Annotated in this window: 15 protein-coding genes and 1 pseudogene; 14 read left to right on the top strand and 2 right to left on the bottom strand. The window is 37.5% G+C overall.

Features of this window, described 5'->3' with window-relative positions:
* Nucleotides 1-217 precede the first annotated feature (217 nt).
* The 5 genes from IGJ50_RS08705 to ybaK all read left to right on the top strand — a co-directional run bounded on the left by IGJ50_RS08705 (nt 218) and on the right by ybaK (nt 5,759).
* Nucleotides 218-2,275: an FAD-dependent oxidoreductase gene (locus tag IGJ50_RS08705; RefSeq protein ID WP_207121642.1), complete on the top strand. Its 2,058-nt coding sequence runs from the start codon at nt 218-220 to the stop codon at nt 2,273-2,275.
* Nucleotides 2,276-2,291: 16 nt separating this feature from the next.
* Complete coding sequence (locus IGJ50_RS08700; protein WP_069641283.1) at nt 2,292-3,164, top strand: shikimate dehydrogenase; 873 nt, start codon at nt 2,292-2,294, stop codon at nt 3,162-3,164.
* 34 nt (nt 3,165-3,198) lie between these two features.
* On the top strand, nt 3,199-4,401 hold the full coding sequence (locus tag IGJ50_RS08695; protein WP_069641284.1) for an MFS transporter: 1,203 nt from the start codon (nt 3,199-3,201) through the stop codon (nt 4,399-4,401).
* Between the two features lie 13 nt (nt 4,402-4,414).
* Nucleotides 4,415-5,170 carry a type I 3-dehydroquinate dehydratase gene (aroD, locus tag IGJ50_RS08690; protein ID WP_429949900.1) on the top strand — a complete coding sequence of 252 codons (756 nt, stop codon included), beginning with the start codon at nt 4,415-4,417 and terminating at the stop codon, nt 5,168-5,170.
* Between the two features lie 136 nt (nt 5,171-5,306).
* Nucleotides 5,307-5,759 (top strand): Cys-tRNA(Pro) deacylase, encoded by a 453-nt coding sequence (ybaK, locus tag IGJ50_RS08685; protein ID WP_429950061.1) that lies wholly within the window; start codon nt 5,307-5,309, stop codon nt 5,757-5,759.
* A gap of 7 nt (nt 5,760-5,766) precedes the next feature.
* Here the strand turns inward: ybaK and IGJ50_RS08680 are convergent, their stop codons facing one another.
* Complete coding sequence (locus IGJ50_RS08680; protein WP_069641286.1) at nt 5,767-6,162, bottom strand: ribonuclease HI family protein; 396 nt, start codon at nt 6,160-6,162, stop codon at nt 5,767-5,769.
* A gap of 82 nt (nt 6,163-6,244) precedes the next feature.
* Here IGJ50_RS08680 and IGJ50_RS08675 point away from each other — a divergent pair, with 82 nt between their 5' ends.
* The gene (locus IGJ50_RS08675) at nt 6,245-6,688 is read left to right on the top strand and encodes an EbsA family protein (protein ID WP_069641287.1); all 444 of its coding nucleotides are present in this window, start codon (nt 6,245-6,247) and stop codon (nt 6,686-6,688) included.
* Between the two features lie 38 nt (nt 6,689-6,726).
* Here the strand turns inward: IGJ50_RS08675 and IGJ50_RS08670 are convergent, their stop codons facing one another.
* The gene (locus IGJ50_RS08670; protein WP_025869040.1) at nt 6,727-6,927 is read right to left on the bottom strand and encodes a cold-shock protein; all 201 of its coding nucleotides are present in this window, start codon (nt 6,925-6,927) and stop codon (nt 6,727-6,729) included.
* A 308-nt stretch (nt 6,928-7,235) separates the two neighbouring features.
* On the opposite strand from IGJ50_RS08670, the gene IGJ50_RS08665 reads away from it, so the two are divergent.
* The 8 genes and pseudogenes from IGJ50_RS08665 (at nt 7,236) to IGJ50_RS08630 (ending at nt 14,285) form a co-directional block, all read left to right on the top strand.
* Nucleotides 7,236-7,619: a hypothetical protein gene (locus IGJ50_RS08665; protein ID WP_069641288.1), complete on the top strand. Its 384-nt coding sequence runs from the start codon at nt 7,236-7,238 to the stop codon at nt 7,617-7,619.
* Nucleotides 7,619-8,320, top strand: a pseudogene (locus IGJ50_RS08660) (CBS domain-containing protein). The gene IGJ50_RS08665 and the pseudogene IGJ50_RS08660 overlap by 1 nt, the downstream one beginning before the upstream one ends.
* Nucleotides 8,321-8,325: 5 nt before the next feature.
* Entirely contained in the window at nt 8,326-8,802 is a 477-nt protein-coding gene (lspA, locus tag IGJ50_RS08655; RefSeq protein ID WP_069641428.1) for a signal peptidase II, read from the top strand.
* Nucleotides 8,789-9,694 carry an RluA family pseudouridine synthase gene (locus IGJ50_RS08650; protein ID WP_069641290.1) on the top strand — a complete coding sequence of 302 codons (906 nt, stop codon included), beginning with the start codon at nt 8,789-8,791 and terminating at the stop codon, nt 9,692-9,694. The genes lspA and IGJ50_RS08650 overlap by 14 nt, the downstream gene beginning before the upstream one ends.
* 415 nt (nt 9,695-10,109) lie before the next feature.
* Complete coding sequence (pyrR, locus tag IGJ50_RS08645) at nt 10,110-10,667, top strand: bifunctional pyr operon transcriptional regulator/uracil phosphoribosyltransferase PyrR (RefSeq protein ID WP_069641292.1); 558 nt, start codon at nt 10,110-10,112, stop codon at nt 10,665-10,667.
* 34 nt (nt 10,668-10,701) lie between these two features.
* Complete coding sequence (locus tag IGJ50_RS08640; RefSeq protein ID WP_069641293.1) at nt 10,702-11,988, top strand: solute carrier family 23 protein; 1,287 nt, start codon at nt 10,702-10,704, stop codon at nt 11,986-11,988.
* A 77-nt stretch (nt 11,989-12,065) separates the two neighbouring features.
* Entirely contained in the window at nt 12,066-12,992 is a 927-nt protein-coding gene (locus IGJ50_RS08635) for an aspartate carbamoyltransferase catalytic subunit (protein WP_069641294.1), read from the top strand.
* Nucleotides 12,993-13,001: 9 nt separating this feature from the next.
* Nucleotides 13,002-14,285 carry a dihydroorotase gene (locus tag IGJ50_RS08630; RefSeq protein WP_429950059.1) on the top strand — a complete coding sequence of 428 codons (1,284 nt, stop codon included), beginning with the start codon at nt 13,002-13,004 and terminating at the stop codon, nt 14,283-14,285.
* Nucleotide 14,286 lies beyond the last annotated feature (1 nt).

Raw genomic sequence — 14,286 nt, 5'->3', positions numbered from 1 at the left:
AAAAAACATTCATTGGAATTTATTGATCGACTGGATTACAATAAAATCACAGTAATTGTGAAATGTTTAACAATTGATGGAATTGATATTTCGAATCAAATAATTACATAGAAGTAGGAGACATCTATTTTTTTATAAAATAAAATAGATTCAAGTTAGCTTTTTCACGATCAAGTTTTGTAGCTAATCTATTCTACTTTAAAAATAGGAGGAAATCATGAATAATTATCAAGCAATTTTTGAACCATTAAGTGTAAAACGAATGACTTTAAAAAATCGGGTTGTCATGCCGCCAATGGGGACGAATTTCGCTAACATGGATGGTACTTTCAGTATGCAGCATGTTTCTTATTACGAACAACGTGCTAAAGGTGGAACCGGTCTGATTACGCTAGAAAATGTTTGCATCGATTATCCAATGGGAACCAATGGGGCTCGCCAGCTAAGGATGGATAATGATCAATATATTTCAGGTCTATGGAACTTTAATGAAAAAATGCATGCTTATGGAGCGTGTACTTCTGTACAGATCAACCATGCTGGAGCATCGGCTTATGGTTTACGTTTAGATGGAGAGCAACCAGTCTCAGCATCTAATATACCCTCTAAAAAAGGGAACCCGATTCCACGACCTTTAACAGAAGAAGAGATTTATGGAATTGTTGACCGTTATGCAGATGGGGCTTTAAGAGCGCAAAGAGCTGGTTTTGATTGTGTAGAAATTCACGCAGGGCATTCTTATCTGTTAAGTCAATTTTTATCTCCATTATATAATAAGCGAACAGATAAATTTGGAGGTAGTCCGGAAAATCGTGCACGCTTAACGAAACTAGTGGTAGAAGCTGTTCGAAAAGCTGTAGGGCCATTTTTCCCAATCTCACTACGTTTTAGTGCGGATGAATTACTAGAAGGTGGTAATACTTTAGAAGATACGATTGATATTTTAAGCTACTTTGCGGAAGAAGTAGATATTTTGAATGTCTCAGCTGCATTGAACGACAGTTTGCAATATCAAATCGATAAAATGAACTTACCAGATGGCTGGCGTGCCTATATGTCAAAAGCTGTGAAGGAACGTTTTCCTGATAAAATAACAGTTACTTCTGGAAATATTCGTAGTCCTAAAAGAGCGACAGAAATTTTAGAATCAGGTGATGCCGACCTACTTGCGATGGGACGTGGTTTGATTGCTGAGCCGAATTGGGTCAATAAAGTTGCGAACGGACAAGAAGATTTACTTAGAAAATGTATTTCCTGTAATATTGGTTGTGCTGATCATCGCATTGCGAAAGCACGTCCAATGCGTTGTACGGTTAATCCAGATTTACATTATGAAGATGACTACAAAATGAAACCAATTTTGCATCCAACCAAAATGGTTGTGATCGGTGGAGGGACTACAGGGCTTGAAGCTGCTGCAACAGCTGCTGAAGTGGGCGTTAATGTGGAACTTTTTGAACAAAAAAATTATCTAGGTGGTTTAGGGCACGAGATTGCTCGCTTCCCTGATAAAAAAAGAATCGACGATTTTATTACCTATCAAATCAATCGTTGTAAAGAGCTCGACAACTTAGCGATTCATTTGAATCAGCCTGCATCACTAGCTGATATTGAAGCCATTGGACCGGATATTATTGTTAATGCAACGGGGGCAAAACCATTATTACCACCTATAAATGGATTAAAAGAACAGTTAGCTAATCCAAATCGGAAAATTTTCTCTATTTTTGATATTTTGGATGATATGACGAAATTTCAAGAGTTTGAAGGCAAAGAAATCGTTGTAATCGGTGGTGGTGCTGTTGGGCTTGATGTGGTGGAATATTACGCTGAACGTGGAGCGAAAAAAGTTAGTATCGTGGAAATGCAAGGAGAAATCGGGAAAGATTTAGATTTGATCACAAAATTAGCAATGATGGAAATTGTTGAGAAATTTGGTGTGGAAGTCCATGTAGAGACTAAGTTGACAGAAGTTAGAGAAAGTAGCTTCTTAGTTGAAAAAGATGGTGAGTTAATGGAACTACCATTCGATTTAGGCTTTGTCTGTCTTGGCATGCGTGCAGAGGCACCTTTGATTCGAGAACTAGATAATTATGCTAGAAGCAATGGAGCTGTTCTATTGAATATGGGGGATAGCAAGGTAGCAAGACGAATTATGGAAGGAACTCGGGAAGCACGAGATATTTTAAAAACAATCGAAGTCTTAGAAAATACAAGAACGCAAAAAATGCTATTCGAACAAACAAAGAGCTTACAAGCAACACAAACTATATAAAGTGAGGGAATTTAAAATGACAGAAAGAATTGACGGACACACATTATTAATCAGCTTGATTGCAACACCGATTCGCCACAGTTTATCACCAACCATGCACAATGAAGCTTTTGCTAAGCTAGGCTTAGATTATGCTTATATGGCGTTTGAAGTTGGAAACGAAGAGTTAAAAGATGCTGTTCAAGGGATTCGTGCGCTAGGAATTCGTGGTTCGAACGTTTCAATGCCTAATAAGCAAGCCATCATTCCTTATTTAGATGAACTTTCACCAGCAGCGGAATTAGTTGGTGCAGTGAATACAGTGACCAATAAAGAGGGTAAAGGGCACTTAGTTGGTCATGTAACAGATGGTACGGGGGCAATGCGGGCCTTAAAAGAAGAGGGCGTTGAAGTGAAGGGGCAAATCGTTACGATGACCGGTGCAGGAGGCGCTGGAACAGCAATTGCGATCCAAGCTGCTTTAGATGGGGTAAAAGAATTACGGATTTTCAATATCAATGATCAACACTATCAAACAGCAGAAGAAACGGTTAAGAAAATCAACGGAAACACAGAATGTGTTGCAACATTGACAGACTTATCTGACCAAGCAGCATTTAAGCAATCTATCAGCGAGAGCAGTATTTACATCGATGCAACAGGTGTAGGGATGAAACCATTACAAGAAGAAAGTCTAATTAATGATCCAGAAGTAATTCGTCCAGATTTAGTTGTTTTTGATGTAGTCTATATTCCAAAAGAAACAAAATTATTAAAATTTGCCCGTGAACATGGCGCAAAGAAAACGATTAATGGCCTTGGCATGATGCTTTATCAAGGTGCTGAAGCGTTCAAACATTTTACTGGTGAAGATATGCCAGTTGATTATATTCGTGAGCTATTATTTTAAACAAAAAACAATGTTACTTACAGGAGAGAAATGAATGAAAAATAAATATGTACCAACAGCGTTAGGGCTGTATATCAACTATATTGTGCATGGGATGGGCGTTTTGATCATCATGCAAAACAAAGATGCATTAGCTGCACAATGGAACACGAATATTGAAGGTGTATCTGGTGTTGTGGCAATGCTCGGGATTGGGCGATTAGTCGCGATTTTGATTTCTGGCTGGTTATCAGATAAATTTGGCCGTAAGCCGTTTGTTTATCTAGGTATGCTGATTTATGCATTATTTTTTGTTGGAATTTTATTCAGTCCAAGTGTACCAGTTGCGATGGCATTTGGTGTGATTGCAGGAATTGCTAATTCTTGTTTGGATTCAGGAACTTATCCTGCTTTAATGGAGTCTTTTCCTAAAACAGCTGGGACAGCAAGTGTGTTAATCAAAGCAGCTGTCCAAATTGGTCAATTCGCTTTACCATTTATTATTGCCTTTTTAGGAAGCAGTGGTTTATGGTTCGGCTGGTCCTTTGTTGTGTGTCTTGTTTTATTATGTGTCAACGCTTTGTTCTTATTAAAACTACCTTTTCCAGATTCAGATAATAAAGAAGCTGAAAAAGAAGGCATTGAAATTGAAGCAGCTCCAGTTACAATATTCAAAAGTAAACCTAAAATGCATATCGAAGGCGTTGCATTTGTCATTTATGGCTTTATTTCTCAAGCAACATTTTATCTGATTAGTCAATATATTGCAGTATATGGACAAGAAGTTGCAGCTATGTCAGAAAACTCAGCCAAGTTACTTGTTTCATATTATTCAACAGGTTCATTAGTCTGTGTTGGTGTAACGGCAGTTGTTGCAGCTAAGGTTCGTCCAGTCAATCTAGTATTGCCATACACGCTCGCTTCATTTTTATCCATTACAGCTATGTGGTTGTTCCCAACACCGACAGTATTGATTGTTGGAGCCGTTTTAGTTGGATTTTTTGCAGCCGGTGGTGTAATGCAGTTAGGATTAACAGTTATGGGAGAAATGTTCCCAGCTGGTAAAGGCACTATAACTGGAATTTTTTATACATTCGGAAGTATTGCTTCCTTTGCTATTCCTGTTGTTTCTGGTAGAATCGCTAGTAGCAACCCTCGTGGCATTATGCTATTAGATACAATCATTGCGGGAATCGGTTTTGTATTAGCGGTCATTATTTTTATCCGCTATCGTCAAACGATCGATACATCTAAATAGGGAGGAAAAACAAATGAATACCGTCACAGTTAAAAACGTGACTCTCGGAAGTGGGAGTCCTAAGATTATTGTTCCTCTAGTAGGTAAAAATGAAAAAGAATTAATAGAAGAGGCGAAACATTTAGTAACGATTGATTGCGATCTTGTTGAATGGCGTGTTGACTTTTTTGATCAAGTAGCAGATTTTCAAGCGACGGCAGAAATGTCTAAGAAAATTGCAGAGATTTTATCAGATAAGCCAGTTCTATTCACATTCCGCACGAAACAAGAAGGTGGAGAAATTGCATTTTCAGATCAGCAATATTTTGATTTATATAAAACAGTTATTGAAAATGGCGCAATTGACTTATTAGATGTTGAATTGTTTATGGAAGAAGATGCTGTCAAAGAAATCATTCAATTAGCGCACCAAAAAACAATCAAAATCGTGATGTGTAATCATGATTTTGACAAAACGCCTAGCAAAGAGGAAATCGTTTCAAGATTATGTACAATGCAAGAAAAAAATGCAGATATCTGTAAAATTGCTGTAATGCCTCAATCATCAGATGATGTTTTAACCCTTTTAGAAGCTACCAATGAAATGCAAACAAAACATGCAGATCGTCCGATTGTCACTATGTCGATGGGTCAAAAAGGGATGGTCAGCAGAATGTGCGGTGAAGTTTTTGGATCAGCAATGACTTTTGGTGCTGCCAAAAAAGCATCTGCCCCTGGTCAAGTACCTGTAGGTGAATTGCGTGAGATTCTTAACACATTAGCGTTATAAGAATAAGACTAGCTTAGAAATGAAAGACTAATTTCTAAACTAGTCTTTTTTCTTGCATCCATAACGTTCTTTGATACACTTAAGTATGAGGTGAGTAGAATTGGCCAAGAAAAAGAAAACACAAAAAACAAATGCGATGCGCATCGTGGAACAACATAAGATAGCTTATAAGGAATATGAATTTGAGTGGAGTGAGGATCACTTAAGTGCAGATAGCGTTGCAGAAAAACTAGCGATAGAAGAGGGGGAAATCTTTAAAACCTTAGTGACTGTAGGGAATAAAACAGGACCAGTTGTCGCTGTTATCCCAGGTAATAAGGAACTAGATTTGAAAAAACTGGCTAGTGCAAGCGGTAATAAGAAAGTTGAAATGCTCCATCTGAAAGACTTGGAAGAAACAACTGGATACATCAGAGGAGGTTGTTCACCCATTGGCATGAAAAAGTTGTTTCCAACTTATCTTGCTAAAGAAGCCTCTGATTACACTACAATCATTGTCTCAGCAGGTAAAAGAGGCCTGCAAATTGAATTACCTGCTGCTTCGATTCTTCAAGTAACAAATGGAGCCATAGTTGATTTGACAACGTAAAACAAGATTATTGATATTTTTGCAAAGCTTGTCGCGCTAAGCTATCAGCACCTTTATTTTGACTTTCAGGAATCCATTTTATTAAAAGTAAAGGAAAGTTCTTCTCCAATTGTTGGAACGTCTCTAAATAAGGTTGAAATAAAAGATTCTTAGTATATCGTTTTTCAATCGTTTGAACAACGATTTTACTATCAGAATGAATTAAGATTGTTTGATCATTTAACTCTTTATCGATCAGTAGTTGAAGAGCATTCATAAAAACTTTAAATTCTGCTTCATGATTTGAGTGCTCACCAAGTGGAACGTGAAATTGTTCGTGAATCCCGTCACCAACAACGACAATTCCACCGCCGCTTGGACCTGGATTTCCTTTTGTTGCAGCATCGACATATATTCGTAACATAAATATCTCCTTATTTCTTTTCGTTAAAAGTTGAAATATGTTACTATTATAACATACTGAATTTTTATTAAGGGGTCGCTACATGAAGAAAAAAGTCTATCATTGGCAACCAGAATTATCAACAGCGATAATTTATTGGTCTTGTACATTTGGCATTTTATTTTTAAGTTTGATTTTAACATTGGAACATACTCGTCCTTACTTAACAAGTAATATTGTCTTGGGTATTTTTATTTTCTTTGTCTTTTTAGGATGCAATCGTTATTTTATAATAGACGGAAAATACTTGGTCGTTCATGCTTTATTACCAGTGAGACGAAAAAAAATTACATTGAGTGCAATTGAAGCTATTCGAGTGGGACCTAAATGCATTGAACTAAAATCGTGTGATTTCAAAGAAGGAACACAGATGTTTATTATGACTAAAAAGAATAAAAACGCATTTATAGAAACAATCAAGCAGCATAAATCATTTAAGGCAACAATTATAGATGATCCTGAGCTGACTATTAGTAAACATTATTAAAAAAACAGCATCCTGTATAAATACAGGATGCTGTTTTTCTATATTTTCTTCACATGAGCTGCTTGTAGCCCACGTGTGCCTTCCATTACTTCAAATTCGACTGCCTGATTTTCTTCTAACGACTTAAAGCCATCTTCTTCAATTGCTGTGAAATGAACAAAGATTTCCTCGTCTTCATTGTAACCAATAAAGCCGTAACCTTTTCTATTATCGAACCACTTGACGAACCCTTTTTCCATTCAAATCACGCTCCTTTATTTTCTAAAGTCTAGCATCATTATAAAGTGAAAAAACGAAGCCGTCAATCTTTTGTAAAAAAGTAATGTTTGTGATAAAACGCTCCGTATGGAAACGTTTAAATTGGTGGCAGCTTAATAAATTTTATTAAATAAGAACAAAAAGTTCGGGAATAGAGAATTTTGATGCTGGTTGATACAGAAATTTATCAAGAAATCGATTTATTACTTATAAAATAAAAGCAACTTCTTTCTTCCAGTCTACGGTTTTTTGTTATATACTTTAAACTAAAGCTCGAGGAGGGATATACATGATGATTCGTTGTACTAGAAATACCGGATTTTATGGAATGGGTAGTCCGATCGAGATTAAAAAAGAGCAGAAAAAATGGTTTTACTTAAGTCAAAATCAAACGAAACAAGTTGAGTTAGATGAAATGAAATGTACCATTCAAGCTCAATTCTCTTTTTTAAAGAGCGCTCCTTTTACAGTTGAAGACAGTGGGCAATTGATTGAGTTAGAAATAACGATGAATCCAACCTTGATAGTTGTTTATGTTATACTCTTTGTGGGGATGTTTATGATTCCTGTGCTACATTTATCGTTGTGGGGTATCTTGTTGCTCATGATCCTTTATTTTATCTTTGTATTTTTTATGCTAAATAAAGCGTATATAATTAAGGAGAAAACTTAATGGGTGAAAGAGCAGAGGCGTTTTTAAGTAGTTTCAATCGTATTGAAAAATGACTTCGTGAGCAGTTGAATAACTCAACAAATATAGGGTTCAGTGAAATGGTTCGGCGTTTAGCTAGAAAAAGAGAAAGTCAAATTTCGTTGTTCCAAGATGATTTACTCCAAATGGCTCAATTAAGAAATGCAATTGTACATGAACAAATCTCAGCGGATTTTGTTATCGCTGAACCAAATGAATGGGCAGTCAAACGTTTGCAGGAAATTGAAAAAGCGTTGATTAGTCCTGAAAAAGTTCTGCCGAGTTTTTTAAAAAAAGTAACAGGTTTTGATGTCAATATCTCAATTCAAGAGATTTTATCGATTGTGGCCCGCAAACAATATTCGCAATTTCCAATTTATGATAATGGTCAATTTAATGGTTTGATCACCGTTCGTGGTTTAGGGATTTGGCTAGCTGTTGAAAGTTCTAAAGGAGCTATTCAATTAGACGGAAGAAAAGCATCAGAGCTTTTAGTTAGTAATTATAAAGAAAGCAATTATCGATTTGTAGATAAAGAAACAACTGTCTTTCAAGTAGAAGAACTGTTTGCGCATCACATTCGATTAGAAGCAATATTGATTACAAAAGATGGGAATCCAAATGGCAGTTTACTTGGAATTATTCGTCCAAGAGATTTATACAATAATTTAGAGAAGGAATGAAGCATTTGTTAGCAATTTATTTGATTATCAGTGCCGCATTGATTGGGCTCGATCAATGGGTAAAATATTTAACGGTAGCCAATATCCAACTAGGAGACACAAAAGAATTTATTCCTGGGTTTTTATCCTTTACGTATATTCGTAATACAGGTGCAGCTTGGAGTCTTTTAGAAGGGAAAATGTGGTTCTTTTACATTGTGACGGTAATCGTAGTCGCCGTCGTTTTGTACATTCTCGTTAAAAATATTAATGGAAGCAAGTGGTTTACGGTCGGTTTGACTTTAGTTTTAGCAGGAGCGATCGGAAATTTTATCGATCGTGTACGTCTAGGTTTTGTGGTTGACATGTTCCAAACGGAATTTATCAGCTTTCCTATATTCAATGTTGCTGACTCAGCGCTAGTTATTGGCGTAATATGTATTTTTATTTATCTTATTTTAGACGAAAAAGCAGCGAAGGATGGAAAAAATGAAGCAAATTAATGTAAAAATCAAACAAGAAAAAGGACGGATCGACAAAGTTTTAAGTGATCTATTAAAAGAGCATTCCCGTTCGCAAATTCAACAATGGTTAAAAGATGAACACATAACGGTCAATGGTGAAGTGACTCGTTCTAATTATAAAGTCAAGGAGCAAGATGAGATTAGTATCGATGTACCAGAACCTGAAGAATTGAATGTTCTAGCTGAAGATATCCCAATTGAAATCGTTTATGAAGATGATGATGTATTAGTCGTCAATAAACCACAAGGGATGGTCGTACATCCATCAGCTGGACATCAGCATGGCACATTAGTAAATGCATTGCTATACCATATCAAGGACTTATCCTCGATCAATGGTATCATTCGTCCAGGAATCGTTCATCGCATTGACAAGGACACTTCGGGTTTATTAATGGTTGCCAAAAATGATCAAGCACATGTTGCATTAGCAGAACAATTAAAAGATAAAACATCCCTTAGAAAATATATCGCTTTAGTTCATGGAGAAATTGCACATGATAAAGGTGAAATCAATGCACCGATCGGCCGCTCTAAAAATGATCGAAAGATGCAAGCGGTAATAGAAGGTGGAAAGCCAGCTGTTACGCATTTTGAAGTGTTAGAGCGCTTTGAGGGCTATACATTAGTTCAATTACAATTAGAAACAGGTCGAACGCATCAAATTCGCGTTCATATGAAGTATATTGGCTATCCAGTTGCCGGGGACCCATTATACGGGCCAAGAAAAACCTTAAAAGGCAACGGACAATTTTTACATGCTGAAATGCTAGGATTCAAACACCCGACAACTGGCCAAATGATGGTTTTTGAAGCACCGCTACCCGACCTTTTTGAAAAAACTTTAGATCAATTAAGAAATAATGATTGATTTATTTAAAAAGAAAAGGTAAACTGATTTGAGAAAGAAAATTAAATAAGTAATCCTTTAAGAGTAGTCCCGTGAGGCTAAGAAGGAAACATGCAGAACAATATCTAGGTGCGCTTAGAAAAAATCTGTGTGAAATGAATAGTATCTTTGTATAGATAAATTCAATCCTCCTATCCGAACACGGGTGGGAGGATTTTTGTATGCTTTGAATCACTAAGATTGCTTCATAGAGCAGATGATGAACAAGGCTTGGCGAATGAAGTGAGAGAAGTCACCGTACAAAAGCGCTAACTACTCCAAATTAGGAAGAACAAGCACCAACACCAAACAAAAAAGAGTAAGTGTAACGCCTTTACGCTGAAACAAGTCACGCATAAGGTGGCAAGAAAAACTATATTTTCAGGAGGAGACAAAAATGCAAACAAAAGAAGTCGTTGATGCAGTTACTATGAAACGTGCCTTAACCAGAATCACATATGAAATCATCGAAAGAAACAAAGGAGTCCAAGATATCGTATTAGTAGGAATCAAAACGCGAGGGATCTATATTGCACAACGAATTGCTGAGCGGTTGAAACAATTAGAACAAATCGAGGTTCCTGTAGGTGAGCTTGATATCACATTATACCGTGATGATATGGATGGTCAGACAATGAAAGAACGCTCTTTGGAAGAACCAGAATTGCACTCGTCAGACATACCTGTTTCATTAGAAGGAAAAGAGGTTATTTTAATTGATGATGTCCTGTTTACAGGTCGGACGATCCGAGCAGCAATGGATGCAGTCATGGATCTGGGACGACCAAGAAAAATTTCATTAGCAGTCTTAGTAGACAGAGGACATAGGGAACTTCCAATCAGAGCTGACTACGTTGGAAAGAATATTCCAACATCAATGGCTGAAGAAATCATTGTGGAAGTAGAAGAAAAAGACGGAACAGATCGAATTTTGATCGCTAGTATAGAAGAGTAAACAAATAGATTAGTAAAAGATAGGGTAGGTTGAGATGACAGAAAAAGAATTTCGTAATGAAGAAGCAGTTTTAGATATACATGATAGACCGAAGACAATACATTGGATAGGTTTGAGTTTACAGCATTTATTCACCATGTTTGGTGCAACAGTTTTGGTTCCGATTTTAGTAGGAATCGATCCAGGGATTGCCTTAGTAAGTTCTGGATTAGGAACAATCGTCTATCTGTTTGTGACGAAAGGGAAAATTCCTGCATACTTAGGAAGTAGCTTTGCTTTTATAGCTGCCATGCAGATGCTGATGAAAACTGACGGTTATCCAGCAATCGCCCAAGGAGCGATTACAACGGGTCTCGTTTACCTAATTGTATCAATCATCATTAGTAAAATTGGTTCAAGCTGGCTAGATAAAATTTTACCGCCAATCGTCGTTGGCCCCGTGGTTATGGTGATTGGGTTGGGACTCGCATCAAACGCGGCAAATAATGCCATGTTCAATAATGGTGAGTACGATTTTAGCTATATTGCAGTAGCACTTATTACACTAGGCTTAACCATTTTTTATAACATGTTTTTCAAAGGATTCCTCGGTTTGATTCCCATTTTACTAGGGATTGTGAGCGGATATCTAGTGGCTTTGTTATTCGGGATCGTTGATGTCGAACCGATCAAGGCAGCTGCATGGTTTGCCATGCCGAATTTTGAAATTCCATTTGTGCAGTATCAGCCAAAATTACATTTAAATGCTATCACAACGATGGCACCAATTGCCTTCGTTACAATGACAGAACATATCGGGCACTTAATGGTCTTAAATAAGCTGACCAAACGCAACTATTTTCAAGATCCCGGTTTATCCAAAACACTAATGGGCGACGGAGCGGCTCAAATTGTCGCAGGGCTAGTCGGTGGCCCTCCCGTAACTAGTTATGGTGAAAATATCGGAGTTTTAGCCATTACTCGGGTTCACAGCGTCTTTGTGATTGGCGGAGCGGCAGTTTTCGCTGTTGGACTTGGTTTTGTTGGGAAATTAAGCGCCATTATCCTAAGCATCCCTGGTCCAGTGATTTCCGGTATCAGCTTCGTTTTATTCGGAGTGATTGCTGCTAGTGGATTAAAAATCTTGATTGACAATCAAATCAATTTTGATAAGAAAAAGAATTTATTGATCGCTTCTGTAATCTTAGTGATAGGAATCGGGGGATTAGTTTTTAAGCTAGATACGTTTGAATTATCATCAATGGCATTGGCTACAGTTTTAGGAATTATTCTAAATTTAATTTTACCAGAAACAGCACGCAGTGAAGAAAAGTCCATCTAGCAACAGGAATGAATAAGTTGTCTAGTTTCAAGGCTGAATGAGTTCTTTCAGCTTTTAAAATAGGGAGGAATGAACGTATGATCATCACATCTGAACGTATTAGCTTGAAACACCTTTTAACTGTAGAAGCATTAAGTGATCAAGAAGTTATGGGGTTGATCCGACGCGCACAGGAATTTAAACAAGGAGCGACGTGGCAGCCGGAAAAGAAACAGTACTTTGCGACAAACTTATTCTTTGAAAATAGTACACGAACACATAAAAGTTTTGATGTAGCTGAAAAGAAACTTGGGATTGAAGTCATAGAATTTGAAGAGAGTATGAGTTCAGTCAAAAAAGGTGAGACGCTTTATGATACGGTGCTGACAATGTCGGCAATCGGAGTTGATGTGGCGGTTATTCGTCATAGTGAAGAAAATTATTACGATGAACTGATCCAAAGTAAAACGATTCAATGCGCTATTATCAATGGTGGTGATGGCAGTGGGCAACATCCTACACAATGTTTATTGGATTTGATGACTATCTACGAAGAATTTGGACACTTTGAAGGACTCAATATAGCTATCGTTGGCGATATCACCCATTCACGTGTAGCTAAATCGAACATGCAGATGCTAAAGCGACTTGGCGCAAAAATCTTTTTCTCAGGCCCAGAAGAATGGTATGACAAACAATTTGAAGCCTATGGACACTACATGCCACTTGATGAAGTTGTGGAAACTGTTGATGTGATGATGATGCTTCGAGTACAACATGAGCGGCATGACGGTTCAGAAATATTTTCGAAAGAGGAATATCATAAAAATTTTGGGTTAACCATCGAACGAGCAAAACATTTGCAAAAACAAGCAATCATCATGCATCCAGCACCAATTAATCGTGATGTTGAATTAGCAGACTCGCTTGTTGAAGGAATCCAGTCGCGGATCATTCAACAAATGAGTAATGGCGTATATATGAGAATGGCTATTTTAGAAGCAGTACTACAAGGGAAGGCATAGGTGAACAACATGAAAACACTTATCAAAAATGGGAAAATTATCAAAAAAGACAATCAACTGATTACAGCAGAAATATGGATCGAAGATGGCAGAATCAGGGCGATTGGAGAGTCCTTTGACGAGACTACTTTTACCGAAGTTTATGATGCTAAAGGTCAATTGATCACACCAGGCTTAGTTGATGTTCATGTCCATCTAAGAGAACCGGGCTTTACCTATAAAGAAACAATCGCTACTGGTAGTAAATCAGCAGCCAGAGGCGGATATACTACTGTTTGCGCTATGCCTAACTTGAACCCGGTTCCAGATACTGCTGAAAAATTAAAAGAAGTTTATCAAATCATAGAAAAAAATGCAGTAGTGAAAGTGTTGCAATATGCTCCTATTACCGAAGAGTTACGTAGTGAACGATTAACGGATCAAAAAGCATTGAAAGAAGTTGGCGCCTTCGCTTTTACCAATGATGGCGTTGGTGTGCAGACCGCAGGCACGATGCACCTTGCAATGAAAGAAGCAGCAGCACTTGATATGGCAATCGTAGCACATACAGAAGATGAATCGTTATTATTCGGTGGTGTGATGCATGAAAGTGAGGTTTCTAAAAAATTAGGATTACCAGGTATTTTAAGTTCGACTGAAGCATCACAAATCGCACGAGACGTTGTGTTAGCTGGTGAAACAGGCGTTCATTATCATGTTTGTCATGTTTCAACCAAAGAAAGTGTCCGCGTGATCCGTGACGCTAAACGTGCTGGAATTAATGTAACGGCAGAAGTTGCGCCTCATCACTTGATTTTGGTTGACGAAGATATCCCCGAAGACAATGGTTTTTGGAAAATGAATCCGCCGCTAAGAGCTACTTCTGATCGCAATGCACTTATTGAAGGCTTACTTGATGGCACGATCGATTGTATCGCAACAGACCACGCACCACATGGGTTGGAGGAGAAGAATCAAACATTCTTAAAAGCTCCGTTTGGGATTGTTGGTAGTGAAACGGCTTTTCAACTAATTTATACGCACTTTGTCATACCAGGCAAATTTACTCTTGAACAAGTTATCAATTGGATGGCAACAAAACCAGCCGAAATATTTGGCTTAGATGCGGGGACATTAACAATCGGCAGTCCGGCAGATATTGCAGTATTTGATTTGCTAGCAGAAGAGGCAATCGATGATAAAAAATTCGAATCACTAGGGGTCAATACACCTTTTGTTGGCTGGAAAGTCAAAGGGAATACATTAATGACTTTTGTTGATGGACAGTCAGCTTGGTCTAAAGGAGATGCATAAG

The organism is Enterococcus sp. AZ101 (genome assembly GCF_050499005.1).
GTDB lineage: Bacteria > Bacillota > Bacilli > Lactobacillales > Enterococcaceae > Enterococcus_L > Enterococcus_L ureilyticus.
This window is presented reverse-complemented; position numbering and strand designations above follow the sequence as displayed.